The sequence below is a fragment of the Sphingobium limneticum genome (assembly GCF_008710155.1).
In the GTDB taxonomy this organism is placed as follows: Bacteria; Pseudomonadota; Alphaproteobacteria; order Sphingomonadales; family Sphingomonadaceae; genus Sphingobium; species Sphingobium limneticum.
On sequence record NZ_VYPZ01000006.1, the window covers coordinates 78473 to 104645 of the forward strand.

General features: G+C 64.8%; 24 protein-coding genes, 1 tRNA gene and 1 other RNA gene. 8 read left to right on the forward strand and 18 right to left on the reverse strand.

Annotated elements, in window-relative coordinates:
- Positions 1 to 44: 44 nt before the first annotated feature.
- The 3 genes from F4U94_RS09630 to F4U94_RS09640 all read right to left on the reverse strand — a co-directional run bounded on the left by F4U94_RS09630 (position 45) and on the right by F4U94_RS09640 (position 4188).
- On the reverse strand, positions 45 to 1304 hold the full coding sequence (locus tag F4U94_RS09630) for a M24 family metallopeptidase (RefSeq protein WP_120249748.1): 1260 nt from the start codon (positions 1302 to 1304) through the stop codon (positions 45 to 47).
- Entirely contained in the window at positions 1291 to 1917 is a 627-nt protein-coding gene (locus tag F4U94_RS09635) for a glutathione S-transferase family protein (RefSeq protein ID WP_120251999.1), read from the reverse strand. The genes F4U94_RS09630 and F4U94_RS09635 overlap by 14 nt, the downstream gene beginning before the upstream one ends.
- A gap of 159 nt (positions 1918 to 2076) precedes the next feature.
- The gene (locus tag F4U94_RS09640) at positions 2077 to 4188 is read right to left on the reverse strand and encodes a malate synthase G (protein ID WP_120249747.1); all 2112 of its coding nucleotides are present in this window, start codon (positions 4186 to 4188) and stop codon (positions 2077 to 2079) included.
- A 94-nt stretch (positions 4189 to 4282) separates the two neighbouring features.
- On the opposite strand from F4U94_RS09640, the gene F4U94_RS09645 reads away from it, so the two are divergent.
- Genes F4U94_RS09645 through F4U94_RS09655 form a run of 3 tightly spaced genes read left to right on the forward strand, consistent with a single transcriptional unit; the run spans position 4283 to position 8227 of the window.
- A complete protein-coding gene (locus tag F4U94_RS09645) occupies positions 4283 to 5188 on the forward strand; it encodes a LysR family transcriptional regulator (protein ID WP_120249746.1) in 906 nt (301 codons plus the stop codon).
- A 27-nt stretch (positions 5189 to 5215) separates the two neighbouring features.
- Positions 5216 to 7483, forward strand: coding sequence for an NADP-dependent malic enzyme (locus F4U94_RS09650; RefSeq protein WP_120249745.1), 2268 nt, complete (start codon positions 5216 to 5218; stop codon positions 7481 to 7483).
- A gap of 51 nt (positions 7484 to 7534) precedes the next feature.
- On the forward strand, positions 7535 to 8227 hold the full coding sequence (locus tag F4U94_RS09655) for a L,D-transpeptidase family protein (protein WP_120249744.1): 693 nt from the start codon (positions 7535 to 7537) through the stop codon (positions 8225 to 8227).
- A 21-nt stretch (positions 8228 to 8248) separates the two neighbouring features.
- Here F4U94_RS09655 and F4U94_RS09660 read toward each other — a convergent pair whose 3' ends face one another.
- A complete protein-coding gene (locus tag F4U94_RS09660; RefSeq protein ID WP_120249743.1) occupies positions 8249 to 9136 on the reverse strand; it encodes an EamA family transporter in 888 nt (295 codons plus the stop codon).
- Positions 9137 to 9288: 152 nt separating this feature from the next.
- Here F4U94_RS09660 and F4U94_RS09665 point away from each other — a divergent pair, with 152 nt between their 5' ends.
- The 3 genes from F4U94_RS09665 (at position 9289) to F4U94_RS09675 (ending at position 12394) form a co-directional block, all read left to right on the forward strand.
- A complete protein-coding gene (locus F4U94_RS09665) occupies positions 9289 to 10497 on the forward strand; it encodes an MFS transporter (protein ID WP_120249742.1) in 1209 nt (402 codons plus the stop codon).
- 40 nt (positions 10498 to 10537) lie between these two features.
- Positions 10538 to 11677, forward strand: a complete 1140-nt coding sequence (locus tag F4U94_RS09670; protein ID WP_120249741.1) for an aspartyl/asparaginyl beta-hydroxylase domain-containing protein — start codon at positions 10538 to 10540, stop codon at positions 11675 to 11677.
- 90 nt (positions 11678 to 11767) lie between these two features.
- Positions 11768 to 12394, forward strand: a complete 627-nt coding sequence (locus tag F4U94_RS09675; RefSeq protein ID WP_120249740.1) for a YitT family protein — start codon at positions 11768 to 11770, stop codon at positions 12392 to 12394.
- Here the strand turns inward: F4U94_RS09675 and F4U94_RS09680 are convergent.
- The 14 genes from F4U94_RS09680 to F4U94_RS09745 form a co-directional block, all read right to left on the reverse strand.
- Entirely contained in the window at positions 12391 to 12921 is a 531-nt protein-coding gene (locus tag F4U94_RS09680) for a hypothetical protein (RefSeq protein ID WP_120251998.1), read from the reverse strand. The two genes, F4U94_RS09675 and F4U94_RS09680, sit on opposite strands and share 4 nt — an antisense overlap.
- A complete protein-coding gene (gene hisI, locus F4U94_RS09685) occupies positions 12908 to 13303 on the reverse strand; it encodes a phosphoribosyl-AMP cyclohydrolase (RefSeq protein ID WP_120251997.1) in 396 nt (131 codons plus the stop codon). The genes F4U94_RS09680 and hisI overlap by 14 nt, the downstream gene beginning before the upstream one ends.
- Positions 13304 to 13423: 120 nt before the next feature.
- Positions 13424 to 13500, reverse strand: a tRNA-His gene (locus F4U94_RS09690).
- A gap of 100 nt (positions 13501 to 13600) precedes the next feature.
- A complete protein-coding gene (locus tag F4U94_RS09695) occupies positions 13601 to 14197 on the reverse strand; it encodes a nucleotidyltransferase family protein (RefSeq protein ID WP_232015864.1) in 597 nt (198 codons plus the stop codon).
- A 10-nt stretch (positions 14198 to 14207) separates the two neighbouring features.
- Positions 14208 to 14783, reverse strand: a complete 576-nt coding sequence (locus F4U94_RS09700; protein ID WP_120249739.1) for a septal ring lytic transglycosylase RlpA family protein — start codon at positions 14781 to 14783, stop codon at positions 14208 to 14210.
- 420 nt (positions 14784 to 15203) lie between these two features.
- Positions 15204 to 15476, reverse strand: coding sequence for an HU family DNA-binding protein (locus F4U94_RS09705; protein WP_024019962.1), 273 nt, complete (start codon positions 15474 to 15476; stop codon positions 15204 to 15206).
- Between the two features lie 181 nt (positions 15477 to 15657).
- Positions 15658 to 18054 (reverse strand): endopeptidase La, encoded by a 2397-nt coding sequence (gene lon / locus F4U94_RS09710; RefSeq protein ID WP_120249738.1) that lies wholly within the window; start codon positions 18052 to 18054, stop codon positions 15658 to 15660.
- Positions 18055 to 18270: 216 nt separating this feature from the next.
- Positions 18271 to 18594 (reverse strand): YbaB/EbfC family nucleoid-associated protein, encoded by a 324-nt coding sequence (locus F4U94_RS09715; protein WP_120249737.1) that lies wholly within the window; start codon positions 18592 to 18594, stop codon positions 18271 to 18273.
- Positions 18595 to 18597: 3 nt separating this feature from the next.
- Entirely contained in the window at positions 18598 to 20208 is a 1611-nt protein-coding gene (locus F4U94_RS09720; protein ID WP_120249736.1) for a DNA polymerase III subunit gamma/tau, read from the reverse strand.
- A gap of 52 nt (positions 20209 to 20260) precedes the next feature.
- An RNA gene (gene ffs / locus F4U94_RS09725) (signal recognition particle sRNA small type) lies at positions 20261 to 20358 on the reverse strand.
- 198 nt (positions 20359 to 20556) lie between these two features.
- Entirely contained in the window at positions 20557 to 21522 is a 966-nt protein-coding gene (gene blaSGM / locus F4U94_RS09730; protein ID WP_120251995.1) for an SGM family class A beta-lactamase, read from the reverse strand.
- Positions 21523 to 21530: 8 nt separating this feature from the next.
- Positions 21531 to 21866 (reverse strand): 2Fe-2S iron-sulfur cluster-binding protein, encoded by a 336-nt coding sequence (locus F4U94_RS09735; protein WP_120249735.1) that lies wholly within the window; start codon positions 21864 to 21866, stop codon positions 21531 to 21533.
- 19 nt (positions 21867 to 21885) lie between these two features.
- Complete coding sequence (locus F4U94_RS09740; RefSeq protein ID WP_120251994.1) at positions 21886 to 23004, reverse strand: cysteine desulfurase family protein; 1119 nt, start codon at positions 23002 to 23004, stop codon at positions 21886 to 21888.
- A complete protein-coding gene (locus tag F4U94_RS09745; protein WP_120249734.1) occupies positions 22971 to 24092 on the reverse strand; it encodes a cysteine desulfurase family protein in 1122 nt (373 codons plus the stop codon). Before F4U94_RS09745 ends, F4U94_RS09740 begins: the two co-directional genes overlap by 34 nt.
- 151 nt (positions 24093 to 24243) lie before the next feature.
- Between F4U94_RS09745 and F4U94_RS09750 the strand changes: the two genes are divergently transcribed.
- Entirely contained in the window at positions 24244 to 24900 is a 657-nt protein-coding gene (locus F4U94_RS09750; protein ID WP_017184627.1) for an alpha/beta hydrolase, read from the forward strand.
- Positions 24901 to 25157: 257 nt separating this feature from the next.
- Positions 25158 to 26141 (forward strand): fatty acid desaturase family protein, encoded by a 984-nt coding sequence (locus F4U94_RS09755; RefSeq protein WP_150411897.1) that lies wholly within the window; start codon positions 25158 to 25160, stop codon positions 26139 to 26141.
- The last annotated feature ends 32 nt before the right edge of the window (positions 26142 to 26173 follow it).

The window sequence follows — 26173 nt, forward strand, 5'->3', positions numbered from 1 at the left end:
GGCCCGCCGCACAAGCGGGGGATTTGGTCGCGATGCAACATCCGTCATCCGATCGGTTCTCCAATCGACGCTGGCGGTTTCGAGAACCATTGCGGCCCCTGCGCGGTCATGTGGAAGCAGTCTTCCATCCGCACGCCCATGACGCCGGGCAGATACAGGCCCGGTTCGTTGGAAAAGCACATGCCCACGTCCAGCTTCGTGGTTTCGCCATGGACCAGGTTGACCGGCTCATGCCCCTCCATGCCGATGCCGTGGCCGGTGCGATGGGACAGGCCGGGCAGCGCGTAGCCGGGGCCGTAGCCCTGACCTTCATACCAGCCGCGCACCGCATCATCGACCGATCCTGCCGGAACGCCGATTTTCGCCGCTGCAAACGCGATCGTCTGGCCGTGGGACACATCGCTCCAGACCTTGCGCTGTTGCGCGGTGGGGGTTGCGCCATGGACCCAGGTGCGGCTGATATCGGATTGATAATCCTCGACCGTGCAGCCGCAGTCCATCAGCACGACTTCCCCCGCTTTCACCGCCTGCGGCTTGCCGGAGCCATGGGGATAGGCGGCGGCCTCGCCCAGCAGGATAAGGTTGAACTCCACCTGCCCGCCCAGTTGCTTCGTCGCCGCGCTCATCAGCGCGCCGATATCGGCGGGGGTCATGCCGGTCTTCACCTGGGGATAGGTCCAGCGATAGGCGGCCATGGTGACGTCCGACGCCGCCTGCATCAGGGCGATTTCCGCCGCCGTCTTGCGCATGCGGATGGCGCGGGTGACGGGATCTTTGACGAGGTTTGCGGCGGGCAGCGCGGCCTTCAGCCCATCGACCGCGAAATAGCGCACCGTTTCCTCGATGCCGATGCGCCCCTTGGCCAAACCCTTGGCGGTCAGGAAATCGGCGATCGGGGCATAGGGGCTTTCATGCTCCTGCCAGACGCGGACTTCCGCCGGGATGGCCAGCGATTCGTCGATCGAGGGTTTCTCGAAAAAGGGGCAGACGACCAGCGGCGCGCCGGTCGCCGGGATGACCAAAGCAGTCAGCCGCTCGCTGCGGTGCCAGCGGATGCCGCAATAATAGATGAGGCTGGCGCCCGGCTCGATCAGCAGCGCGTCGATGCCCTGTGCCTGCATCATCCGCTGCGCGCGGGCGAGGCGGTCGGCCCGTTCGCCCTTGCCTATGGGGGCCACGCCGCCGGTCAGCGACCTGAGCGCCTCGGCCGCCTTGTCCTGCGCGAAGAGGCGCGGGGCGACGAGCGATGTGGCGATCCCGGCGGCGGCGTAGCGCAGCAATGTGCGACGGTCAGGCGTAGGCATATTTGCCTCCAGTCTTGAGCGCAGCCTGATAAGCGGGCCGCGCATGCATTTCGTTCAGCCAGCGAAGGATGTTCGGGCGCGATTGGTCAAGGCCGCCACGGGCGCGGGATGCCTCCAGCGGGAAACTCATCATCATGTCGGCAGCGGTGAAGACGTCGCCCGCGAAATAGGGACGCCCAGCCAGTTCGCTTTCCAGCCAGTCGAGATGATCGTCCAGCATGCGCTGCACCGTCGGGCGTGCGGGACGGCCGAGCAGACCCAGCTTGCCGATGATGAGCAAGGCCAGCAGCGGCGGCATCATCGACCCTTCGGCATAATGGAGAAACTGGCGGTAGAGGATCGCGCCCGGCCCATCGGCGGGCGGGCCGAAACGATTGCCGGACCGGGCGACCAGATAGTCCATGATCGCGCCGGTTTCGATCAGGCGGTGGCCGTCCACCTCCACCACCGGCGACCGTCCGAGCGGGTGGACCGCGCGCAGGCTTTCGGGCGCGCGCATCGTCTTGCGGTCGCGCTCGTAGCGGCGAACCTCATAGGGTTCGCCCAGTTCCTCCAGCAACCAGAGGATGCGTTGCGACCGGCTGTTGTTGAGGTGATGGACGATGATGGTCATGGCGTGGCCTTCCATGGATGGAATGACCACGGCCTATCCCAGTGAAGGAGAGAAGCCAATATGCCGTTCCCCGGCGCAGGCCGGGGTCCAGGGCGCCGGACGCATCGCCAAGAACGCTGGACCCCGGCCTGCGCCGGGGAACAATGTTGTGGTGTGCCCCTATGCGACTTCCAGCGCCTCCGCCTTCTGTTCAGCGCGGAAAGCGTGGAGCAAAGGTTCGGTATAGCCGCTGGGCTGCTCGACCCCTTCGAACACCAGCGCGCGGGCGGCCTGAAAGGCGAGGCTCTCCCCTTCCCGGCCGCTCATCGGCTGATAGAGCGGATCGCCTGCATTCTGCGCATCGACCTTGGCCGCCATCCGCTCCAGCGCGGCATCGACCTGGCTTGCCGTGCAAACGCCATGCAGCAGCCAGTTCGCCATATGTTGCGAGGAAATGCGCAGCGTCGCGCGGTCCTCCATCAGGCCGATGTCGTGGATGTCGGGCACCTTCGAGCAACCGACGCCCAAATCGACCCAGCGGACGACATAGCCCAATATGCCCTGCGCATTATTGTCCAGTTCCTGCGCGATCTCCTCTTCGGAGAAATTGCGGCCGACCGCGACGGGAATGGTCAGCAGCTTTTCCAGCGGGGCGATACCCTCCGCCGCCCGCTCCGCCTGACGGGCGAAAACGTCGATGCGATGATAGTGCGTTGCGTGCAAGGTCGCGGCGGTGGGCGACGGCACCCAGGCGGTGTTCGCGCCGCTGTTCGGGTGGCCGACCTTCTGTTCCAGCATGTCGGCCATACGATCAGGCGCGGCCCACATGCCCTTGCCGATCTGCGCCCGGCCCGACAGGCCGCAGGACAGGCCGATCTGGACATTGCGATCCTCATAGGCGGTAATCCAGTCGCTCGATTTCATCTCGCCCTTGCGGATCATCGGCCCGGCCTGCATCGACGTGTGCATCTCATCCCCCGTCCGATCGAGGAAACCGGTGTTGATGAAGACGATGCGATCCCGAACCGCTTCGATACAGGCGGCAAGGTTCGCCGACGTGCGGCGTTCTTCATCCATCACGCCGACCTTGATCGTGTGGCGGGCCAGGCCCAGCATATCCTCGATTCCGTCGAACAGGCTGTTGGTGAAGGCGGCTTCTTCCGGTCCGTGCATCTTGGGCTTGACGATGTAGACGCTGCCGGCGCGACTGTTGCCGCCCTCCTTCGCCAGATCATGCAGCGCGATCAGGCTGGTGACGATGCCGTCCAATATGCCTTCGGGCGCCTCTTCGCCATTGGGCAAGCGGATGGCTGGATTGGTCATCAGATGGCCGACATTGCGGACGAACAACAGGCTGCGCCCCGGCAGGGTGAAGCTGCCACCGTCCGGCGCGGTGTAGGCGCGGTCGGCGTTGAGCGCGCGGGTCATGGTCGCGCCGCCCTTCTCGAACGTTTCGGTGAGGTCGCCCTGCATCAGGCCCAGCCAGTTGGCATAGGCCGCAACCTTGTCCGCCGCGTCGACGGCGGCAACGCTGTCCTCCAGATCGCAAATGGCGGTTAGCGCGGATTCCAGGATGACGTCGGATATGCCGGCGGGATCGGTCGCGCCGATCGGGTGCGACGCGTCGAAAACAATTTCGATATGCAGGCCGTTGTGGCGGAACAGCTTACCCTTTTCGCTCGTGCCGACATATTGCGAGGGGTCGGCCAGGACGATGTCATCGCTCGCCAAATCTGCCCAACGGCCGTCCGCCAGCGGGATCGCATCGTCCAGAAACGCTTTCGCCCAGCCGATGACCAGCGCGCCGCGCCCGGCATCATAGCCCTTGCCCGACGCCGCGCCGGGGATCGCATCGGTGCCGTAAAGCGCGTCATAGAGGCTGCCCCACCGCGCATTGGCGGCGTTCAGCAGGAAGCGCGCGTTGAGAATCGGGACGACCAGTTGCGGACCGGCCAGACGGCCGACCTCCTCATCGACATTCTCGCTGCCGATGGTGAAGGGCGCAGGCTCGGGGACCAGATAGCCGATCTCACGCAGGAAAGCCTGATAGGCCTGCGCGTCATGCGGCTGGCCCCGGCGCTGTTCGTGCCAGCTGTCGATCTGCGCCTGCAACATATCGCGCTTGCGCAGCAGGGCGGCATTGTCCGGCGTGAAGCGCGCGAATATGTCGGCAACGCCGGCCCAGAAGGTGTCGGGCGCAATCCCGGTGCCCGGCAGCGCGCGACTGTCGATGAAGTCGGCCAGTTCCTGCGCGACCTGAAGGCCGGCTTTTTCGATCATGCGGTCGGTCATGATTCCACTCCTTGATTACGCGCCTTTTAGACCTTTCATATTATGCCGTGTAGACGCTATTATGCGAATATAGTCATTCCTGTGATGAACGAATATGATGGACCCTGATCATGAACTGTTCGTGACCGTCGTGGACGAAGGCGGTCTGGCGGCGGCCGGACGGCGGCTGCATATATCGCCGGCGATGATGTCCAAGCGACTGGCACGGCTGGAGGAGCGACTGGGCGCGCGGCTGCTCCATCGCACCACGCGGCGGCTGGCGCTGACCCCCGCTGGCGAGCGGCTGCATGCCGACCTGCGGGGCATATTGGCGGCGCTGGACGATGCCGAACGGCGTGTATCCGGCACCTCGGCGGTGGCATCCGGGCCGCTGCGCATCACCGCGCCGACATCCTTCGGGCGCATGCATCTGGCACCCTATCTGCATCGCTTCATCGACGCACATCCCAGAGTGGAACTGAGCGTCGACCTGTCCGACGACTATGCCGACCTGATCGAAAGCCGTGCCGATCTGGCCATCCGCATCACCGCCGATCCGGGATCGGGCCTCATCGCCCGAAGGCTGGCGACCAACCGGCGTATTCTCTGCGCCGCCCCCGCCTATCTGGCACGGCATGGCACGCCCGCGACGATCGCCGACCTGAAAAGCCATCGGCTATTGGCAGCCGAAGGGCAAATGCCCTGGCGGCTGGTCGGACCGAAAAGACCGGTGCTGGTGGAGGGCCGCAGCCATGTGCGCACCAACAGCAGCGAGTTGGTGCGCGAACTGACGCTGGCGGGCGGCGGCATCGCTCTGCGGTCGCTATGGGATATCAGCACCGCGCTGGAACGGGGTGAAGTGCGCCAGATATTGCCCGATCATGAAGGGTCCGCCGACGTCGGCCTTTTCGCCGTGCAATTGCCGCAGCCCAATCCGCCTTTGGCCATCACCGCCTTCGTCGATTTTCTTGTTACACTTTATGTCCCGACGCCCCCATGGGAACGCGCTGGGTTGCTCTAGCGGAACCGAGGCTCTAAGGCCCCGGCCATGGACGATAACACCCGCCGCGCCGCCCTTGACTATCACCGCTTTCCCCAGCCTGGTAAGCTCCGCATAGAGCCGACCAAGCGCATGGTGAATCAGCGCGACCTTGCACTGGCTTATTCGCCAGGCGTGGCCGCGCCCTGCGTGGAGATCGCTGCCGATCCCGACAAGGCGATGGACTATACCGCGCGCGGCAATCTGGTCGCCGTCATCTCCAACGGCACCGCCGTGTTGGGCCTGGGCGCGATCGGTGCCCTCGCGTCCAAACCGGTGATGGAAGGCAAGGCCGTCCTCTTCAAGAAATTCGCCGACATCGACGTGTTCGACATCGAGATCGACACGACCGACGCTGATGCCTTCGTGGATGCCGTCGCGCTGATGGAACCGACATTCGGCGGCATCAATCTGGAAGACATCAAGGCGCCTGAGTGCTTCGAGATCGAGCGCCGCCTGAAGGAACGGATGAATATTCCGGTCTTCCATGACGATCAGCATGGCACCGCCATCGTCGTCGCCGCCGCCGTGCGCAACGCGCTGGTGTTGCAGGGCAAGACGCTGGCCGATGCGAAGCTGGTGACGTCGGGCGCGGGCGCGGCCGCGCTCGCCTGCGTCGACCTGCTCGTGTCGATGGGCCTGCCGATCGAAAATGTGACGATGACCGACAAGGACGGCGTCATCCATTCGGGTCGCGAAGGCATGCTGCCCAACATGGCGCGCTACGCCCGCAACACCAACGCGCGCACCCTGCCCGACGTGCTGCCGGGCGCGAACCTGTTCTTAGGGTTGTCCGCGCCGGGCGTGCTGAAGGCCGAATGGCTGCCGCTGATGGCGCCCAATCCGCTGATCTTCGCGCTCGCCAATCCGGAGCCGGAAATCCGCCCCGAAGCCGCGCGCGAAGTACGCCCGGACGCGATCATCGCCACCGGCCGGTCGGACTATCCCAACCAGGTCAATAACGTCCTGTGCTTCCCCTATATCTTCCGTGGCGCGCTGGATGTGGGCGCGACGCAGATCAACGAAGCGATGAAGGTCGCCGCCGCCGATGCGATCGCAGCCCTCGCCCGCATGCCCGCGCATGACAGCGTGGCGCAGGCCTATGGCGGTCGCAAGCTGGTGTTCGGCGCAGACTACATCATCCCCACCCCGTTCGACCCGCGCCTGATCGGTGAGATCGCAGTGGCCGTCGCCCGCGCGGCGATGGACAGCGGCGTCGCCAAGAAGACGCTGGACCTGGACGAATATAAGCGCAGCCTGTCGCGTCAGGCGACGCGATCGGGCCAGTTGATGCTGCCGGTGTTCGAGGCCGCGCGCGGCAGCGGCGTCCGCATCGTCTATGGCGAGGGCGAAGATGAGCGCGTGCTGCGTGCGATCCGCGACGCGCTGGACGAAGGCATCGTGCGCCCCACCGTCGTCGCCCGCCGTCGCATCCTGGAACAGAAGCTGCCCGAACTGGGTCTGGGCTTCGAATTGGACCGTGACGTCGATATCGTCGATCCCGAAACCGATCATCTGGTGATGGGCGAACTGGTCGAGGCCTATCGCGCGGTCGCATCGCGCCGGGGCGTGCCCGCCGATGAGATATTGCGCCATGTCTATCGCCGGCCCACCATCACCGCCGCCATGCTGTTGCAGACCGGCCGGGTAGACGCCGCGCTGGTCGGCGGTCGATCCGAATATTGGGGTCAGGTCGAACATGTGCTGCGCATCATCGACCGGGTGCCGGGCCATAGCCGCGTCTATGCGCTGTCGGGCCTGATCCTGGATGCCGGCGCGCTGTTCATCACCGACACGCATATGGTGCCGGACCCGACGCCCGAGCAGATTGCGGAAATGACGCTGGCTGCCTCAGCGGAACTCAAGCATTTCGGCCTGACGCCGCGCGCCGCGCTGCTCTCCCACTCCAATTTCGGCGCCTCGCACACCGACAGCGCGCGCAAGATGCGCCGCGCTTTCAAGATCGTGCGCGATGCCGCCCCCGACCTGGCGGTGGATGGCGAAATGCATGCCGATGCGGCGCTCAGCCAGTCGCTGCGCGAGCGGTTGATCCCGGATTCGCGGTTCGAGGGTCCGGCCAATCTGCTGGTCATGCCCAACCTCGACGCCGCCAACATCACGCTGACCGCGCTGGCGGCCTCCTCCAGCTCGCCCACGGTCGGGCCGATGCTGATGGGCCTGAGCAAGCCGATCCATGTGCTGACGCCCGGCGTCACGTCGCGCGGCATCCTAAACCTCACCGCGATCGCGGCGGCCGAAGTGGCGCGGGAAGGCTGACCTTAATCTTTTCCGCTTATGCTGAAAGAATATGGAGGCATGAGGTAGAAGATGTCGGGTTTCCTGAAAAAACACGGGCCGAAGTTGGCGATCGGCGGCGTGGTGGCGATGACCGCGCTGGTCATCGCTGCTTCGGTCGACCGTCCAGCATTTGAAGGGCGGGCGGCGCCTGATACGGCCGCGACGGCTGAAAAGAACACCGCCTCGCCTGCTCCGACCCCTGCCCTGGCCAAGCCCGCAGAGTTGCGCAGCGATCAGGGTATGACGGTCGATCCCAATGCCCTGCGCGTGAAGCGGGTGCTGAAGATCGACGGCCCGTTCCGCCACGGCGACTTTGCCTGGGACGAGAAAGGCGCACCGACCACCGGCCGCGTGGTCGTGACCGTCGATCTGCGCGCGCAGACATTGTCGGTGTTCCGCGACGGCTATGAAATCGGCGCGGCGGTCATCCTCTACGGCGCGACCGACAAGCCCAGCCCCAAGGGCGCATTCCCGATCACGCAGAAGATCGCGGACTATTATTCCCGCACCTACGACAATGCGCCCATGCCCTTCGCTCAGCGGCTGACCAGCGACGGCGTCTTCATCCATGGCAGCGACGTGCAATGGGGCCGGGGCACCCATGGCTGCATCGGCGTGCCAAAGGCTTTTGCGGAAAAGCTGTTCGGCGTGACCAAGGTGGGCGACCTGGTGGTGATAACCGACGGCAAGATGCTCGACGTCAGCAAGGCGCAGGTCGGCTGACCTCCCTTATTGCGGCGCACCTTATTGCGGCGCATCTTCGATCGCCGGCTTGTGCCCGACCGTGAGCGCACTCCCGCCCGACGCCGCCATGATGCACAGGACGGCGATCCACTGAAGCTGCGTCAGTCGCTCGTCCAGCAGGACAAAGCCGATCACCGCCCCTACGGCCGGCGCGGAACTGACCATCAGGCCGAAAACCGGAGCCGGCAATCGCCGCATCGCTTCCATATCCAGCGAATAGGGCAAGGCGCTCGACAGAAAAGCGATCGCCATGCCCAACAACAGCACATGGGGGCTGAATAGCGCCGCCGTCTGATGGGCGACACCCACGGGCAGGATCAGGATCGCCGCAATCACCATGCCCCAGGCGACCGCGTCTCCGCCCAACGCGCCAGAAACGCGCTTGCCGGTCAGGATGTAGGTGGCCCAGCAGGCCGCCGCCGCCAGGGCAAAGCCGACCCCCAGCGGATCGAGCGCGGCATCGCTGCGCACGGGCAACAGCAGCAGCAACCCGCCGACCGCTGCAGCCAGCCAAAGAAAATCACGCGGCCGGCGCGATCCGAACAGGACGACGGCCAGCGGCCCGATCACTTCGATCGCAATGGCAATGCCGATCGGGATGCGGGCAAACGCCTGATAGATGAGGATATTCATCAGCCCCAGCACGGCGCCATAGGCAATCAGCGGCCGAAGCAATGCAGACGGCACCGCGCGCCGCCACGGCCGACGGAACAGCAACAGCAGGATCGCACCCAGCCCCACCCGCAAGCTGGTGATGCCATAGGCACCGACCAGCGGGAAAAGCGTTTTGGCTATGGCGGCACCCAGCGTAACCGAAGTCAGCGACGCCAGCACGGCGCCCGCCCCGATAATGACCGCCCGTCCATCCTGCCCGATTTTCTCTGTCATGGCGGGCGCTATAGCCGATCGATGCGCATGGCTAAACGCAATTGATTGCAGTGTTTGCCACCGCAAGTGCAATAATCTCATACGAATGCAGGGTTGACCAACGCTGTCATCAGGCCCATTTGCGGGACTTCCGTATCTTTTTGCAACGCAGCATGGAGCTTGCCATGGGCATCCGTCCCCAGACCGCGCATCCTGCGCTCGTCCTGTTTGCCCTGTCGGTGGGTGCCTTTGCTATCGGCACCACCGAATTTGCGGCCATGAGCCTGCTGCCCTTTTTCGCACGCGACCTTGGCATCGACATCACCACCGCCGGCCATGCGATCAGCGCCTATGCGCTCGGCGTAGTGGCCGGGGCACCGGTGATCGCCGCCCTTGGTGCGCGCTTGCCGCGCCGGACGCTGCTGATCGGCCTGATGGCGATGTTCGCCATCGCCAACGCGCTGTCCGCCATTTCGCCGACCTATCACTGGATGCTGCTGTTCCGTTTCTTGAGCGGTGTTCCGCATGGCGCCTATTTCGGCGTCGCCGCGCTGGTCGCGGCTAATCTGGTGCCGATCGAAAAGCGCACACTGGCCATTGCCAAGGTGATGTCAGGCCTGACTGTCGCCACCGTATTGGGCGTACCGGTGGCCAATTGGGTGGGTCAGTCGCTGGGTTGGCGCTCGGGCTTCTTCGTCGTCGCGGCACTGGCCGTGGCGACCGTGACGCTGGTGGCACTCTACGCCCCGCGTGACGCCGGCGATGCCAAGGCCAGCCCGATGCGCGAACTGACCGCGCTTGGCAAAGGACAGGTATGGCTGACGCTGCTGACCGGTGCGATCGGTTTCGGTGGCCTGTTCGCTGTCTATACCTATGTCGCTTCCACCATGATGGAGGTCACCCATGTATCGGAAACCTATGTTCCGCTGATCCTGGCGATCTTCGGCGTCGGCATGACGCTGGGCAATCTGGTCATCGCCTGGCTGGCGGACAAGGCGCGCAACCGCACCGTCATCGGCGTATTGCTATGGAGTGCCGGGTCGCTGGCGCTGTTCCCGTTTATGGCCGGCAATATCTGGACGCTCAGCCTGATCGTGTTCCTGATCGGTATCGGCGGGGGCCTTGGCACGCCGTTGCAGGCCCGATTGATGGACGTATCGGGCGATGCACAGACGCTGGCTGCCGCGTTGCACCACAGCGCCTTCAACGTCGCCAATGCGATCGGCCCCTGGCTGGGCGGCCTGTCGATCGCGGCGGGCTATGGCTTGGTGTCGACCGGCTGGATCGGCGCCGCGCTGGCGTTGGGTGGCCTCGCCGTCTTCCTGCTGGCGATTACGCTGGAGCGTCGATCGTCCGGCATGGTCCCCGCCGCCGCCGAATAAGCCGCTTTCCCCCTGCTTGCCCGCCCGATAAGGCGGGATCATGAACGATCAGGCGAGAGAAGCGAAACTGGCGGACGCCGCATTGGCGGCACTGCGGCGCGGCGATGTTCCGGTGGCGCTGGCGACGCTCCGTGAAATGGCCGATCCGCCCGCCATGCTGATGGCGCAGGCGTGCAACCGCAGCGGCGATCTGGATGGTGAGGCGGCGGCGCTGCGGCGGATACTGGACGCCGACATGCGCAGCCTGCCCGCGCTGCTCGCCATGGGTCAGAACGCCCTGCGCCGGGGCGACGAACGCGGATCGACCAGTTGGTTCCAGACCGCCCTGGCGCAGGCTGCAGCAACCGGCGCGCCACCCCAGCTGCAACCGTTGCTGCAACAGGCGCAGGCCAGCATCGCCCAATCGGGCCAGCGGTTCGAAAATCATCTGACCGCCGCGATCCGCGATTTGCCGCAGCTGCCCCGCATCGCCCATGCCACCGACCTGCTGCTCGGCAAGCGCACGCTCTATCTGCAACAGCCCAGCATGTTCTATTTCCCCGACCTGCCCCAGCGCGCCTTCTACGAGCGCGCGGAGTTCGACTGGGTCGCGCCGATGGAGGCTATGACCGACGCCATCATCGCGGAACTGGCAGCGGTGCGCGCGCAGCAGGCGGACTTCGCCCCCTATGTACAAACCCCGACGGATCGCCCCGCGCCCAACAATCCTCTGCGCGACGACACCAGTTGGGGTGCGCTGTACTTCTGGCAGAACGGCGCCCCGGTCGAGGACAATGCCCGGCGTTGCCCGGCGGTCATGGCCGCGCTGGCACTGGCCCCCATGCCGGTCATCGCGGGACGATCGCCCTCCGCGCTCTGGTCCCTGCTCAAGCCCGGCACGCATATTCAGCCGCATCATGGCCTGCTCAATACGCGTCTGATCTGTCACCTGCCGCTGCTGGCGCCAGACGACTGCGCGTTGCGCGTCGGCGCGGACACCCGCGCCTGGCGCAAGGGCGAGATGCTGCTGTTCGACGACAGTATCGAGCATGAGGCCTGGAATCGGAGCACCGACACCCGCGTCGTCTTGCTGTTCGAAGTGTGGCGGCCGGAGATCGACGCGGAGGAACGGGAGGCACTCACCCGGCTATTCCAGGCGATCGATCTTTACGGCCCGGCACAGGTCGACACCGGCACCTGAGCCTTTGCAGATGCGCGTAATGTCGTTATAGGCAGGCGCAACAATATAACAGGGGATGTCCACGGCGCCATAGCTTTACGGATATCGCCCATGCCCCCTGTCATCCCCACCCAGCAGACGACCGCCCGGCCCCACAGCCTGGCCGAAGACGGCTATGCCATCGCCATCGGCTGCGCGTTCATCGCCATGGGGCTGATGCTGCTGAAGGCCGCCAATCTGGTGACGGGCGGCATGGCGGGGATTGCGCTGCTGCTCTCCTACCTCATCCCCTGGTCGCCAGCGGCCTTGTTCCTGCTCATCAACATCCCCTTCTTCATTTTCGCCGGGCGGGCGATGGGCATGGCCTTTGGCCTCAAGACCCTGTTCGCCAATGTCGCGATCATGGGCGTGGGCCTGGCCATGCCGACCGCGCTTCAGATCGCGCGGGTCAGCCCTTTCTTCGCCGCGCTGTTCGGCGGATCAATCATCGGGTTCGGCATTTTGGCGATCGCCCGCCATGGCGCGGGTGTCGGTGGCGTGGGCGTGGTTGCGCTGATCCTGCAACGGCGGCGCGGGTGGAATGCAGGCCGCACGCAGATGCTATGCGATATCATGATCCTGCTGGCGTCGTTGCCGGTGCTGAATTTCGAGCGCTTCGGCCTGTCGGTCCTGTCCGCCGCCGCCATGAACATGGTGCTGATCGTCAATCACAGGCCGGGCCGCTATATCGGGCATTAACCCTCACACAGCGCCTCGCCGCCGCTGTCGCGGGCGCGCAGGGCGCTGGCGGCGTCGCTGGCGATGCGAGGGAAGCTGACCCCCTCCAGCGATCCGCGGCCCTGGCACAGGTCGGCGCAGGCCATATCGACCACGCCGGGCAACGCCACCTGATCGCCATCATATTGGGCGACTACGATGCAACGATCGCCACCCTTGAAGCTGAGGATCAGCTTGTCGCCCGCGCGCCGCGCCGTCCCCTGCCCTTTGCAGCTTTGATCCTCGCCGAAATTGGCCTGCAATCCGAAGCGGAAGGCCGCATCCTTGGCCGGCATGACGCACAGCTGGTCGCGCCCGGCCTCATGGCTGCGCTGATACAGGCCGACCGGCGACGTCTTGCTGCTGTCGGTGATCGCACCACTTTCGATCGCGGCGCGCTCCAGCCCGGAGGCCGGCGCACCGCCTGCATCCGGCGCAGCGTCGGCCGCCACCGGCGCGCGCTGGCACCCGGCCAGCAGGAACAGGATAGCGAGGCTAATTCGCCGCATCGGCCACAGGATCGGCCGCAGCATCGACAGGCGTCAGGCCATCCGGCCCGACCCGGCGAAAGAAACAGGAGCGCGCGCCGGTGTGGCAGGTCGGGCCGGCCGGCACCGCCTTCACCCAGACAGCGTCCTGATCGCAATCGATGCGGATATCGCGCACCTCCAGCATATGGCCGGACGTCTCGCCCTTCTTCCAGAGCGACTGGCGGCTGCGCGACCAGAAATGAGCCAGCCCCGTCTCGATCGTCAGGGCCAGCGCCTGCGCATTCATATGCGCGACCATCAGCAGGTCGCCGCCCGCCGCATCGGTCACCACGGCCGTGATCAGGCCATTATCGTCATATTTGGGATTGAGGGTCAGCCCCGTGTCGCGCGCGTCGGTCATCCGGGAGCTATAGAGCATCGGGCCGAAAAGTGGGAACCGCTTTTGCATGGCGCGACGCAGGAAAATCGCGCCAGTCCCGTGTGCGGACACGCCCCTTGAACGGGGGAAATATTTGAAAAATGGGGCGATTGACGGGATCCGAACCCGCGACCTCCGGTACCACAAACCGGCGCTCTAACCAACTGAGCTACAACCGCCACAGGGGCCTTAGCCCCGAGAGAAGCGCCACATATGCGGCCCGATAGCAGGCGTCAAGCGCACAATTGCCATCATGCTGCAATGATGCGGATTATCCTGTCATTTGTCGGCCGGGCGCCGCACCGCATCCGCCCAGGGCAGGATGGTGAGATCGGGCCAGAGCGCCGCCCAGCGCTGCGATTTGCGCTCATAAAAGGCCCGGTCGATCAATGCCGCATTGGCCCGCACCAGCGGCGCCAGAAAATCATCAAGGCCAAAGGGCGCGGACAGATGCACATCGCTGATCGCCACAGCCGACACGGTCGTCGGAAACGTCTCCGTCGCGGCACGGGCCGAACGATAGGGCGGGATCGGAATAGCGAAGCGATCGGGATACCACAGATGCACCCGTGCCTGATTCTTGACGTCCAGCCGGATCGGCAGATCGGCGAACAGCTGCGCCGCATGCGCCACCGCGCGCGCCTCAGCCGCCTCGGACAGATCGTCGGGATCGAAATAGAGGATATCGGCATCGTCGATGCCATGCAGCGGCGGCAGGTCGAAGCAGATATTCCACCAGGCCTGCGCCAGCATGCTGCCGGACAGCCAGGCATCGGGCAGGCCGAGCAGCGGCCAGCGGCGCAGCATCGGGCCGATGACGACATGGTCCATGGCGATGCGCCGCACCGCCTGCTCCTGCGCCGCCTTTTCGCTCACATCGGGGCCGTCATGGGATGGAGGCCTGCAACTGCGCACGCAGATTGGCGAGGATACGTTCGGGCACGCGCGGCCGCTCCGGCGCCGCCTTGCCCTTGCGCAGCTTCTCCCGGTCCTTTTCCGGCGGATCGACGATACGGACGCGCACCGCCGCATGGCCCTGCGCACGGATGCCCAGCTGCTCCGCGGCGCCGCGCGACAGGTCGATCACCCGCCCACGCCCGGCAAAGGGGCCGCGATCGTTGATCCGCACCAATATGGTGCGGCCGCTATCCAGCGCCGTCACTTCGACATAGCTGGGCAGCGGCAGGCTGACATGCGCGCCCGTCACCCATTTGGCGCGGAACTGCTCGCCATTGGCGGTGCGGTTGCCCGACTCCGATCCATACCAGCTGGCATAGCCCAGCATGTCGTAACCGGGATCGGCGGCGGGCACATAGGTGGTGCCGCGCACCTTGTAGGGCGGGCCGATCTTGACCGGCGTATCGCGCACCGGCCGATAATTGCCACCACCGCAAGCGGATAGCGCCAGCGCCGCTCCCAGCGCCCACACAAATCCGATCGTCCTGCCCGCTTGTTCCGTCATGCATCTGTCCTAGCGCCACGCACCGACAGGGTCGAGGGGCGCTTCGGCGGGGAGCGGTTAGACATAAGCAAGATGATACGTCCGCTGGTAACCGCAAACTGTCCTAACCTGCGTCGTCACCCTGAACTTGTTTCAGGGTCCATTTCTCAGCACAGAGCAATGGCTTGTTGGGCTTGATGGCTCCTGAAACAAGTTCAGCATGACGAATGAGTAACGGCAGGAAACCACCCAACGCCGCCCCACACCGACAAAAAGAAAGGGGCGAAAAGGCCATGCCCCTTCGTCCCTTTCGCCATTCGGCGTCTCACGGCGCGGAAGCTATGCTTCCTTTCGCCGCACACTCTCCTCAAAAACTTCCGGCCGCGATGCCGGACGGTCATCAAACGGTGGGCGCCCGCCGATCGGCAGGCGCCGCGCCGATCAGTTGACCGAATCCTTCAGGCCCTTGCCGGCCTTGAACTTGGGCTGAGCCGAAGCCTTGATGGTCATGGTTTCGCCGGTGCGCGGGTTGCGGCCGGTCGAGGCCTTGCGCTGCGAAACCGAGAAGGTGCCGAAACCGACGAGGCGCACTTCGTCGCCCTTCTTCAGAGCGCCGGTGATGGCGTCGAACACGCCCTCGACGGCCTTCGTCGCGTCATTCTTGCTGAGGCCGCTGCTTTCAGCGACTGCGCTGATCAGATCCTGCTTGTTCATGCCTTGGGAACCCCCTTGTGCTGTTTGGTTGTATGTAGGAATCGCGGCGTAGGGGGCGCAATAAGGCCCGGATTCCCGCGACTGTCAAAGGGAAAGCGACAAAGTTGCTGGCTCGTGCCAAATTTTGCGCCCACTTGCACAATTGGCTGAAACCCGCGGATCGCCGCCGCTTTCCCTTCCATCAATGACGCAGTGCGGGATCTCCGTCGCGACCCGCCACATTGCTCGGCTGCGCGGCGAGGTCGTCCTCTTCCGTCCAGGCGATCGCTTCGGGCACGGATGCCAGCGCGCGGGCCAGCACTTCGTCGACATGGCTCACCGGCACGATTTCCAGCCCTTCACGAATGTTGGCCGGAATTTCCGTTAGGTCTTTCTCATTTTCCTGCGGGATCAGCACCGTCTTGATGCCACCGCGCAGGGCCGCGAGCAGCTTCTCCTTCAGGCCGCCGATCGGCAGTACACGGCCGCGCAGAGTCACCTCGCCGGTCATCGCGACATCCTTGTGGACAGGAATGCCGGTCAGGGTGGACACGATGGTCGTCACCATGCCGATGCCCGCCGACGGCCCATCCTTGGGCACCGCGCCTTCTGGCAGATGGATGTGGATGTCCTTGCGATTGAAGACGCTGGGCTTGATCCCATAGCCCGGCGAACGCGCGCGAACGTAGGAGAAGGCGGCCTGCACCGACTCGTTCATCACTTCGCCCAGCTTGCCGGTCGTCTTGATCAGGCCCTTGCCCGGCACGGTCACCGCTTCGATCGTAAGCAATTCGCCGCCGACCTCGGTCCAGGCCAGGCCGGTCACCGCGCCGATCTGATCCTCTTCCTCGCCCATGCCATGGCGGAATTTCCGCACGCCCGCAAAATCGGCCAGGTTTTCGGGGGTTATGACGACCTTGTCATAGGCGCCCTCAAGGATCTTGCGCAGCGCCTTGCGCGCCAGACGCGCGACTTCGCGCTCCAGCGTACGGACGCCCGCTTCACGCGTGTAGTAGCGGATCAGGTCGCGCACGGCCTCTTCCGTCACCTCGAACTCGCCGTCCTTAAGGCCATGCGCCTCGATCTGCTTGGCGATCAGGTGGCGCTGGGCGATCTCGACCTTTTCATCCTCGGTATAGCCTTCCAGCCGGATGATCTCCATGCGGTCGAGCAGAGGCTGCGGCAAATTCAGCGAGTTGGCCGTCGTCACGAACATGATGTCCGAAAGATCGACGTCGATTTCCAGATAATGGTCCTGGAACTTGCTGTTCTGTTCCGGGTCCAGCACTTCCAGCAGCGCAGACGCCGGATCGCCCCGGAAATCCTGACCCAGCTTGTCGATCTCATCCAGCAGGAACAGCGGGTTCATCGTGCCAGCCTTTTTCAGGTTGGTGACGATCTTGCCCGGCAGCGATCCGATATAGGTGCGACGATGGCCGCGAATTTCGGCTTCATCGCGGACGCCGCCGAGCGACTGACGCACGAATTCGCGCCCCGTCGCCTTCGCGATCGAGCGGCCCAGCGAGGTCTTGCCCACGCCGGGCGGACCGACGAGACACAGGATCGGGCCTTTCAGCTTGTTGGTGCGCGCCTGCACGGCGAGATATTCGATGATCCGGTCCTTGACCTTCTCCAGCGCGAAATGATCCTCATCCAGGATATCCTGCGCTTTCTTGAGGTCATTCTTGACCTTGCCCTTCTTGCCCCAGGGCAGGCCGAGCAGCACATCGAGATAGTTGCGCACGACCGTCGCTTCGGCCGACATGGCCTGCATGCCCTTGAGCTTCTTCAGCTCCGCCGTCGCCTTGGCGCGGGCTTCCTTGGACAGCTTGGTCTTGGCGATCTTCTCGGTCAGTTCGGCGAGTTCGTCGCCTTCCTCACCCTCGCCATTGCCCAGCTCGCGCTGGATCGCCTTCAGCTGCTCGTTCAGATAATATTCGCGCTGGGTCTTTTCCATCTGGCGCTTCACGCGGCCACGGATCTTCTTTTCGACCTGGAGCACGCCAAGCTCGCCTTCCATGAAGGCGAACACCATCTCCAGCCGCTTGACCGGATCGGCTTCGACCAGCAGCGATTGCTTGTCGGACACCTTGACGTTGATGTTCGCGGACACGGCATCGGCCAGACGGCCCGCATCCTCGATCTCGCGCAACTGCACCGGGGTTTCGGCCGGCAGCTTCTTGTTGAGCTTCGCGTAATTTTCAAACTGTTCGGCGACCGAACGCATCAGCGCGGCGGCCTCCGGCCCTTCGGCCGCGATCTCTTCCACATCATCGACATTGGCGACGAGATAGGTTTCGTTCGCCTCCATCGACTCCAGCTGGGCGCGATGCTTGCCCTCCACCAGCACGCGGACGGTGCCGTCCGGCAACTTCAGCAATTGCAGCACGATGGCGACGACGCCCGTATCATAAAGCGAATCCCGGCCCGGATCATCTTCCGCCGGGTCCAGCTGCGACACCAGGAAGATTTCCTTTGATCCTTCCATGGCCGCTTCCAGCGCAGCGACGCTCTTGTCGCGACCCACGAAGAGCGGGACGATCATCTGCGGGAAGACGACGATGTCGCGCAGCGGCAGAAGGGGATATTGCACAGTCATTCAGTCTCCGGGGCCGAAGCGAAGCGGCCCTCTCCTACGGTTCATCGCCATTATGGGGATGCCCGTCGCGGCAATCAATTGGCCATGAAGCGAATGTGACATTCGCTTCACTAGCTCCAGCAGTTGGTTAGCGGCAGCAAGCGGGCCGCCAACTGTCATAAAGCCGAAACGATGAACGATCGATGATCGATCCATCGTCCCCGTCAAAAGCCGTGATCAGAACGGCAGCTTGAAGCCGGGGGGCAGCGACAGACCGGCGGTCATCTTGCCCATTTCGGCGTTGCTGACCTCGTCCGCCTTCTTGCGCGCATCGTTGAACGCAGCGGTGATCAGGTCTTCCAGCATCTGCTTTTCGGACGGAGCAAGCAGGCTGTCGTCGATCGACACGCCCAGGATACGGCCCTTGGCAGACGCCTTCACCTTCACCAGCCCGCCGCCGGCCGCGCCTTCGACTTCCAGCTTGTCCAGGCCATCCTGTGCCCGCTGCAATTCTTCCTGAACACGGGTCGCCATGCCCAAAATGTCGTTCAAGTCCTTCATATCTCACGCACTCCATTGTTCGAGCTTGTCGTCCAGCTCGGCATCGGGGAAGGCGGCCATCGCCGCCTTGACCACCGGGGTTTCCAATATTTCGGCGCGGGCTGCCGCTTTTTCGGCCTGCTCCTGCTGTTGCAGGGTAGCGCCGCCGCCGCTCTCCTCCAGCCGCACGGTCCATTTCATGCCGGGCACCGCGCTGTTGAGCGCCTGTGCCAGATCACGCTTGAAATCGCCCTGCGGCCAGTCATGGGTCAATCGCACCGCCACTTCGGGCGGATTGAGCGACACCAGCGCCGCGCAATCGTTCAGATGATTGGCCAGCGATGGCTTGGTCCGGTCGACCAGCGCGACCAGATCCTGCATCGTGCGCGGCAGCGCGGCGGACGGATCGGACGGCAGCCTTGCCTGTTCACCGCCCTGCGGCGCGGGCAACCCGGCCGGCACGCCTTCGCGCAGCATCCGCGCCAGTTCACCCGGATCGGGCATGGTCGCGGCGTGCATGACGCGCAGCAGCGCCATTTCGCAGCTTTCGATCGGCAGGACCGCGCTCGCCACCTCGTCATGGCCCTTCAGCAGCAACTGCCACAGGCGATGCAGCGGCGCGAAGCCCAGTTGCGACGCCCATTCGGCAATCGCCTCCCGCTCCTCGGCCGATTGGCCGGGGCTGGCGATATCGCGCCCGGCCTTCACCAAGGTCACCGCATGGGTCAGTTCCAGCAGGCCCCGCATCAGCGCCAGCGGCTCGACGCCCAGACCATATTGATCGCGTACGGCGGTGAGCAGCGCGCCGGTATCGCCCTCCAGCAGCAGGCCGAGCAGCCGGCGAGTGGATCCACGATCGGACAGGCCCAGCATATCGCGCACCTGGCTTGCCGTCACCAGCAGCGCATCGCCACCCATTTCGGCATGGGCGATCGCCTGGTCGAGGATGGACAGGCCATCGCGGGCCGAACCTTCGGCCGCCTGCGCGATCAGCGCCAGCGCGTCGGCTTCGGCGGTGACGCCTTCCTTGTCGCAGATATTGGCGAAATGATTGGCCAGCAAATCGGCGGGAATACGGCGCAGGTCGAATCGCTGGCATCGCGACAACACTGTCACCGGCACCTTGTTCACCTCGGTCGTGGCGAACAGGAATTTCACATGCGCCGGCGGCTCCTCCAGCGTCTTCAACAACGCGTTGAAGGCGTTCTTGGAGAGCATATGGACTTCGTCGATGATGTAGATCTTGTAGCGCGCCGACACGGCGGCATAGCGCACCGCCTCGATAATCTCGCGCACATCGTCCACGCCGGTATGGCTGGCGGCGTCCATTTCCACGACGTCGATATGCCGCCCTTCGGCAATGGCGACGCACGGTTCGCATACGCCGCACGGATCGATCGTGGGACCGCCCTGCCCATCCGGGCCGATACAGTTCAGCGCCTTGGCGATCAGCCGCGCGGTGGAGGTCTTCCCCACCCCGCGCACGCCGGTCATCAGAAAGGCGTGAGCCAGGCGCCCGCGCCGGATCGCATTGCCCAGCGTCTGGACCATGGCATCCTGCCCGATAAGCTCGCTGAAACTGCGCGATCGATATTTGCGCGCAAGGACGCGGTAGGGCTGCGGGGAATCGGACATGGCTTACGTCCTAGCCGCTCGTGCGGCTCTTGTCGAAGCGGGTGATGCTGGAAAATGTAGGAGCCGGAACGACCCGTGACGAAATCACTGTGGCTGCTTCCGTCAGGACCTGACCCGGTTCGCGACGATCACGTCCGCCCGACTCCCGGCGCGGCATATGCAGAAGTGATGACAGGATGGCAAGGGGGGACAAAAGCTGTCTCCCACCTATTTTCCGCCGTCATTCCCGCGAAGGCGGGAATCCATCTCCCACCCTATCCTCTTGATTTGACGTCCGGAGATGGATCCCCGCCTCCGCGGGGATGACGATAATTTTCAAAAAAGGCCGGACATCAACAAAGGCCAACCTTACTCCAGCCCGCTCTTCTGCGCCTTCGCCACAAAGGCCAGCGCCGCCTGCGCCGTCTCCGCGATCGCGGCTTCCGCCTTTTTCGCGTCCACGGTCGGCCGGTCGAGATAGATGGCCAGTATATATTCGTCGCCGTCCGGCGACTTCACCAGCGCCACGTCATTATAGGCGGTGCCGCAGGTTCCGGTCTTGCTGCCGGACGTCCATCCCTGCGGCAGGCCGGCCTTGATCCGCTTGTCGCCGGTGCTGCTGGCATTGAACCAGGCGCGCAGCTTGTCGGCGCTCTCCGCCGCCAGATCGCGGAAGAACAGGCGGCCCATCAGCCCGGCCATCGCCGCCGGCGACGTCGTATCGCGTTCGTCCCCTTCCGCATTTTCATTGAGCGTCGGCTCATCGCGGTCGAGCCGCGAGACGGCGTCGCCATGGGCGCGCATGAAGGCGGTCAGCCCCGGCGGTCCACCCAGCATCGGCAGCAGCAGATTGGCCGCACTATTGTCGCTCACCTCGACCGCCGCTTGCGCCAGCTCGCTCATGCTCATCCGGCCGCGCTTCAGATTTTTCTTCACCACCGGCGCATAGTCGAGCAGGTCGTCCTTGCTAAAGGCGATCGTGCCTTCCAGCCCGAACTTGCCCCCTTCCGCGCCGGTCAGCACGGCGGCGGCCAGCGGCGCCTTGAAGGTGGAGCACATCGCAAACCGATCGTCGCGGTTGAAGCCCAGCAGCAGCGCGCCCGTCTTGTCGACCAGCGCCACGCCCAGCCGGCCGCCGGTTTCCTTTTCGATTTCGGCCGGATTGCGGGCCGATGTCAGTGCCGATTGCGGCACCAGATAGCGCGGCGCGGCAGGCATCAGCGAATCGAGCGCGCCAGTCGGCACCGGCGCCTTGGCCGGCGGCTTCTTCTTGTCGGCGGCGAGCGACGGGGTGGCGATCAGCGCCAGTGCGGTAAAAGCGGTCAATATCTTCATGGAAGCCATCACATGCCCTGCATATTGTTGAATTCGCCCGGAATGCGGACGGTCAGCGCGTCCAGCGCCCCATCCAGAACAATCTGACAGGCCAGGCGACTGGTGCGGGTGGCGGCGGCGGCGAGATCGAGCATATCTTCCTCATCCTCGCTGGCACGCGGCAATTTCGCGAAATCATCGGCATCGACGATGACATGGCAGGTGGAACAGGCCATCTGCCCCTCGCACGTTCCCTCCAGCGGCTGGCCGGCGCCCTGCGCTATGTCGAGCAGCACCGATCCTGCGGGCGCGTCCACATCCTGCCGCCGTTCGCCGTCGGCGCTGATGAAGGTGACCCTGGTCATGTTCTGCGTGCGCTCCCTTTTACGGCGCCGCTTGTACGGCTGCCGCGTCCTGCAATGCTTCTGCTGCCCTCTCCAGCTCCTGCGGCGTGGTGTAGCGGCCAAAGCCGATCCGCACCGATCCGCGCGCCTGTGCATCTGACAGGCCCAGTGCGCGCAGGACATGGCTTGGCCGCCCGGACCCGCTTGCGCAAGCGCTACCGAGTGAAAAAGCGACATTGCGGCAATGGGACAACAGTCGCGCGCCGTCGATCCCGTACCGCCGCAGGTTCAGATTGCCGGGATAGCGATGAAGCGCGGACCCATTCAGCGTCCAGTCGGCAAACAGGCTGCGCGCCAGCAGGCCAAGGCTTTCGATATGCGCGCGATCATCGTCCGCCCGCTCCCGCATCAGCCGCGCGGCGACGCCGAAGCCGGCACAGAGCGCGGGCGAGAGCGTGCCGGATCGCAGCCCCCCTTCCTGCCCGCCACCATGGATCAGCGGCGCGGGCCGCACCCCGTCGCGCACCCACAACGCGCCGACCCCCTTGGGTCCATGGATCTTGTGCGCGCTGATCGCCACCATGTCGCAGGTCGCGGGGATCGGCTCCCGACCATAGCCCTGCACCGCGTCGCATAGCAGCAGCGCACCGGCCGCATGGGCCAGCTCCGCCAGCGCGGCGACCGGCTGGATGACGCCGATCTCGTTATTGACCAGCATTGCGACAACGAGTGAGACACCCGGAACGATCGCCTGCGCAGCGGCCGCCAGATCGACCAGACCGTCCGACCCGACCGGCAGGATGGTCAAATCCCGCCCGCTACGGCGCAGCACCTCCACCGTATCCAGCACGGCGGCATGCTCGGTCGCGATGGTGACGATGCCGCCCGCCGCCGCGCCCTGTATCGCGATATTCAGCGCCTCGGTCGCGCCGGAGGTGAAGACCAGCCTGCCGCCCGGCGGCAGCAGGCGGGCGATCTCGTCGCGCGCCACCTCCACCTGTGCCGCAACGGCGCGACCCAGCCGATGGGCGCTATGCGGATTGGCGAACTGATCGCGCAGCAACGGCACCATCGCGTCGAAGGCTTCGGGTGCGAGCGGCGTGGTCGCCTGATAATCCAGATAGATCAATTTCTTGCCTTGGCGGCCATGGCGGTCCAGATTTCGATAAAGCTGTCCAACTCGCTGTCGCACGTCTGCGGACCGAAGCTGACCCGCACCACCTCCGACGCGGCGGCATCGTCCCAGCCCATGGCGCCCAGCACATGGCTGGTCTTGAGCGAACCGGACGAGCAGGCGCTGCCCGCCGATACGGAAATCCCCTTCATGTCGAACTGGATCAACTGCGCGCGGGCCGACAGGCCGGGCATGCGGTAACTGGCGATGGTGGGCAGGCGCGGCGCATCGCGCGCCACGATGATGCCGCCAGCAGCCTCGATCGCAGCATCCAGCCGGGCGCGCATGGCGGCGGCATGGGGCAACCAGTCCTCCCGCGCCTCCAGCGCCGCCGCCATGGCGATGATCGCGGGCAGATTTTCGGTGCCCGCGCGATAGCCCTGCTCCTGCCCCCCGCTCGGCTCGATCAGCGCCAGGTCGCGGAGCAGCAGCGCGCCGATGCCGGGCGGCCCGCCGAATTTATGCGCGCTGATCGCGATCATGTCCGCATCGGGCAGCGGCAGCTTACCGGCGCTCTGGGCGCAGTCGGCAAACAGGATGGCGCCGTCGCGATCGACTTTATCGAGCGGCTGGATCACGCCCGTCTCATTATTGACATGCTGGATGGCCAGAACTCTCCTCTCGCCCACCCCATCGTCATCCCAGCGAAAGCGGGGATCCATCTCCGGCGCTGCGGATGGTGATGGGGGGTGAGATGGATTCCCGCCTTCGCGGGAATGACCAAGAAGAACAAGTCCGTCAGACGTCACCCCCAGCCGTTCCGCGCCCTTCGTCACGCGCAGCACGGCGTCATGCTCGACCGGCGAAGTGACCACCCGCCTAGCCTTCGCGCGCGTCAGGCCGATGGCGATCGCCTCGCTCGCGCCGGAAGTGAAGATCACATGCCCGCTCCACCCCAACGCCGCCGCAATGCGCCTGCGCGCATCCTCCAGCGCGGCGCGCGCGGCGCGGCCATCGGCATGGGGGCTGGACGGATTGGCCCAATTGGCCATCGCCCCCACCATCGCTGCCTGGGCAGCGGGCAGCATGGGCGTGGTGGCGGCATGATCGAGATAAAGGCGTATAGCGGCCAAGCGGCATTACTCATTGATTGCGGAAATGGCGGCGGCATCTATATAGGCGGTTTGCCGCGCAGCGCCAGCATTAGCCTAATGATGCGCGCGATCCGCATCCATTCGCCATCGGCTCATCCGAGCCGACCGGCCCAGAACGATAACAGGTGCCATGCCCGACGTCATTTTCACCGGACCCGAAGGTCGCCTCGAAGGCCGTTTCAGCCCCCCGCCCCGCCCGCGTGCGCCGGTCGCCATGATCCTGCACCCGCACCCGCAGGGCGGCGGCACGATGAACGACCGCATCACCCAGGCGCTCTACAAGACCTTCGTGAAGCGTGGCTTCGCCGTCTTGCGCTTCAACTTCCGGGGCGTCGGCCGCAGCCAGGGGACGTTCGATAACGGCATCGGCGAACTGTCCGATGCCGCAGCGGCGCTCGACTGGGTGCAGAGCTTCCACCCCGAAGCGCAGACCACCTGGATCGCCGGCTTCTCCTTCGGCGCGTGGATCGGCATGCAGCTGCTGATGCGTCGCCCGGAAATCCGCGGCTTCATCTCGGTCGCGCCGCCCGCCAACATGTACGACTTCTCCTTCCTGGCGCCCTGCCCGTCTTCGGGCATCATCGTGCAGGGTACGTCGGACGAAGTGGTGACGGCCAGCGCCGTCCAGAAGCTGGTGGACAAGCTGCGCACGCAGAAGGGCATCACCATCCATCATGACGAAATTCGCGGCGCGAACCATTTCTTCGAACATGAACTCGACCAACTGATGAAGTCGGTCGACAATTATCTCGACATGCGCCTGTCGCCGGATTCGCCGATCCGCTGATCGCGCCTGACACGCACGAACGAAAAAGGCCCCCCGAAAGGCGGCCTTTTTTACGTCAGGAGAGAGGATGGAACCCGGCGGGTGGGGACTGGGTGTTGCCGGGTTCCATAGACTATAACGGCATCGCTCCCGTCCGCTTGATTAGACCTTGGTCTAACAGGTGAAGGACGGATGGGCCGGGCGCACCGCGCTTGACGCTCTTTGGCGCGAAACTATAGCATCCCTTCACTGGCACAGCATCTGCGGGACATTCTCTCATGACGGACATCAAGGAGCGCGCGCCGGGCTATCGCTATTCGCGGCGGGGCACATTGCCGCTGATCCGCGAATTGTCCGTCGTCGACAATCGCCGCAATGCGCTGCTGCTGGCGCTGCAATGGATCATCATGGTCGGGGCGATCACGATCGCGATCCGCGTCGATCATTTCGCCGTCTATATTCTGGCCGGCCTGGTCGTGGGCACCCGCATCCAGTGCCTGGCGGTCATGATGCATGATGCCTGTCACGGCCTGTTGTTCAGCAATCGCCGCGTCAACGACCTGATCGCCGATCTTTTCGTCGCCTATCCGCTTGTCCTGAGCATCGACCTGTATCGCGTGGCCCATATGGTCCACCACCGCCACACCAATACGATGCAGGATTATGACTATCGGGTGCAACGCAAAGACCCCGATCAGCATTTCCCCAAAAGCGGCCGAGGGATGATCCGGCTGTTTTTCCGCAGCCTTTTCGGCCTGAATTATTATCGCGTCGCGCGCGCGGCGCGGGTCTGGTCGCCGATCGCCAATTTCCACAATCCCGGCCGCTTCGGTTTCGATTATCGGCTGGGATTGCGGCTGCGCTATGTCGCCTGGGCCGTGGTGGTCTATGGCCTGATCCTGTGGTCGCCATGGCGCTGGCAGATATTGGGCCTCTATATGATCCCGCAATTCATCTGGGCCAACCTGTTCAACCGCATCCGGGCGATGGCCGAACATGTCGGCGTGCCCGACGCTCTGGAACTGAACGGCACGCGCACCGTCATCCCCACCCTGCTCGACCGCCTGCTGATCGCGCCGTTCAACGTCAGCTATCATCTGGAACATCATCTGTTCCCGTCCGTGCCCTGGACCAATCTACGCCGGCTGCATGTCCATATGATGGCCGACCCCGATTATGCCGCGCACGCCCACATCACGCAGGGCTATTGGGGCGTGGTCAAGGAACTGATGCCCCCGCCCGCCGAACAAAAGGCCGCCTGACGAGCCAACGCCCGCTTTACCCCGGCCGATAA

Bases quoted from the DNA above. Each gene is read 5' to 3' on its own strand.
- F4U94_RS09630 (WP_120249748.1), bottom strand. From the start codon at position 1,304: ATGCCTACGCCTGACCGTCGCACATTGCTGCGCTACGCCGCCGCCGGG.
- F4U94_RS09635 (WP_120251999.1), bottom strand. From the start codon at position 1,917: ATGACCATCATCGTCCATCACCTCAACAACAGCCGGTCGCAACGCATC.
- F4U94_RS09640 (WP_120249747.1), bottom strand. From the start codon at position 4,188: ATGACCGACCGCATGATCGAAAAAGCCGGCCTTCAGGTCGCGCAGGAA.
- F4U94_RS09645 (WP_120249746.1), top strand. From the start codon at position 4,283: ATGATGGACCCTGATCATGAACTGTTCGTGACCGTCGTGGACGAAGGC.
- F4U94_RS09650 (WP_120249745.1), top strand. From the start codon at position 5,216: ATGGACGATAACACCCGCCGCGCCGCCCTTGACTATCACCGCTTTCCC.
- F4U94_RS09655 (WP_120249744.1), top strand. From the start codon at position 7,535: ATGTCGGGTTTCCTGAAAAAACACGGGCCGAAGTTGGCGATCGGCGGC.
- F4U94_RS09660 (WP_120249743.1), bottom strand. From the start codon at position 9,136: ATGACAGAGAAAATCGGGCAGGATGGACGGGCGGTCATTATCGGGGCG.
- F4U94_RS09665 (WP_120249742.1), top strand. From the start codon at position 9,289: ATGGAGCTTGCCATGGGCATCCGTCCCCAGACCGCGCATCCTGCGCTC.
- F4U94_RS09670 (WP_120249741.1), top strand. From the start codon at position 10,538: ATGAACGATCAGGCGAGAGAAGCGAAACTGGCGGACGCCGCATTGGCG.
- F4U94_RS09675 (WP_120249740.1), top strand. From the start codon at position 11,768: ATGCCCCCTGTCATCCCCACCCAGCAGACGACCGCCCGGCCCCACAGC.
- F4U94_RS09680 (WP_120251998.1), bottom strand. From the start codon at position 12,921: ATGCGGCGAATTAGCCTCGCTATCCTGTTCCTGCTGGCCGGGTGCCAG.
- hisI (WP_120251997.1), bottom strand. From the start codon at position 13,303: ATGACCGACGCGCGCGACACGGGGCTGACCCTCAATCCCAAATATGAC.
- F4U94_RS09700 (WP_120249739.1), bottom strand. From the start codon at position 14,783: ATGACGGAACAAGCGGGCAGGACGATCGGATTTGTGTGGGCGCTGGGA.
- F4U94_RS09705 (WP_024019962.1), bottom strand. From the start codon at position 15,476: ATGAACAAGCAGGATCTGATCAGCGCAGTCGCTGAAAGCAGCGGCCTC.
- lon (WP_120249738.1), bottom strand. From the start codon at position 18,054: ATGACTGTGCAATATCCCCTTCTGCCGCTGCGCGACATCGTCGTCTTC.
- F4U94_RS09715 (WP_120249737.1), bottom strand. From the start codon at position 18,594: ATGAAGGACTTGAACGACATTTTGGGCATGGCGACCCGTGTTCAGGAA.
- F4U94_RS09720 (WP_120249736.1), bottom strand. From the start codon at position 20,208: ATGTCCGATTCCCCGCAGCCCTACCGCGTCCTTGCGCGCAAATATCGA.
- blaSGM (WP_120251995.1), bottom strand. From the start codon at position 21,522: ATGAAGATATTGACCGCTTTTACCGCACTGGCGCTGATCGCCACCCCG.
- F4U94_RS09735 (WP_120249735.1), bottom strand. From the start codon at position 21,866: ATGACCAGGGTCACCTTCATCAGCGCCGACGGCGAACGGCGGCAGGAT.
- F4U94_RS09750 (WP_017184627.1), top strand. From the start codon at position 24,244: ATGCCCGACGTCATTTTCACCGGACCCGAAGGTCGCCTCGAAGGCCGT.
- F4U94_RS09755 (WP_150411897.1), top strand. From the start codon at position 25,158: ATGACGGACATCAAGGAGCGCGCGCCGGGCTATCGCTATTCGCGGCGG.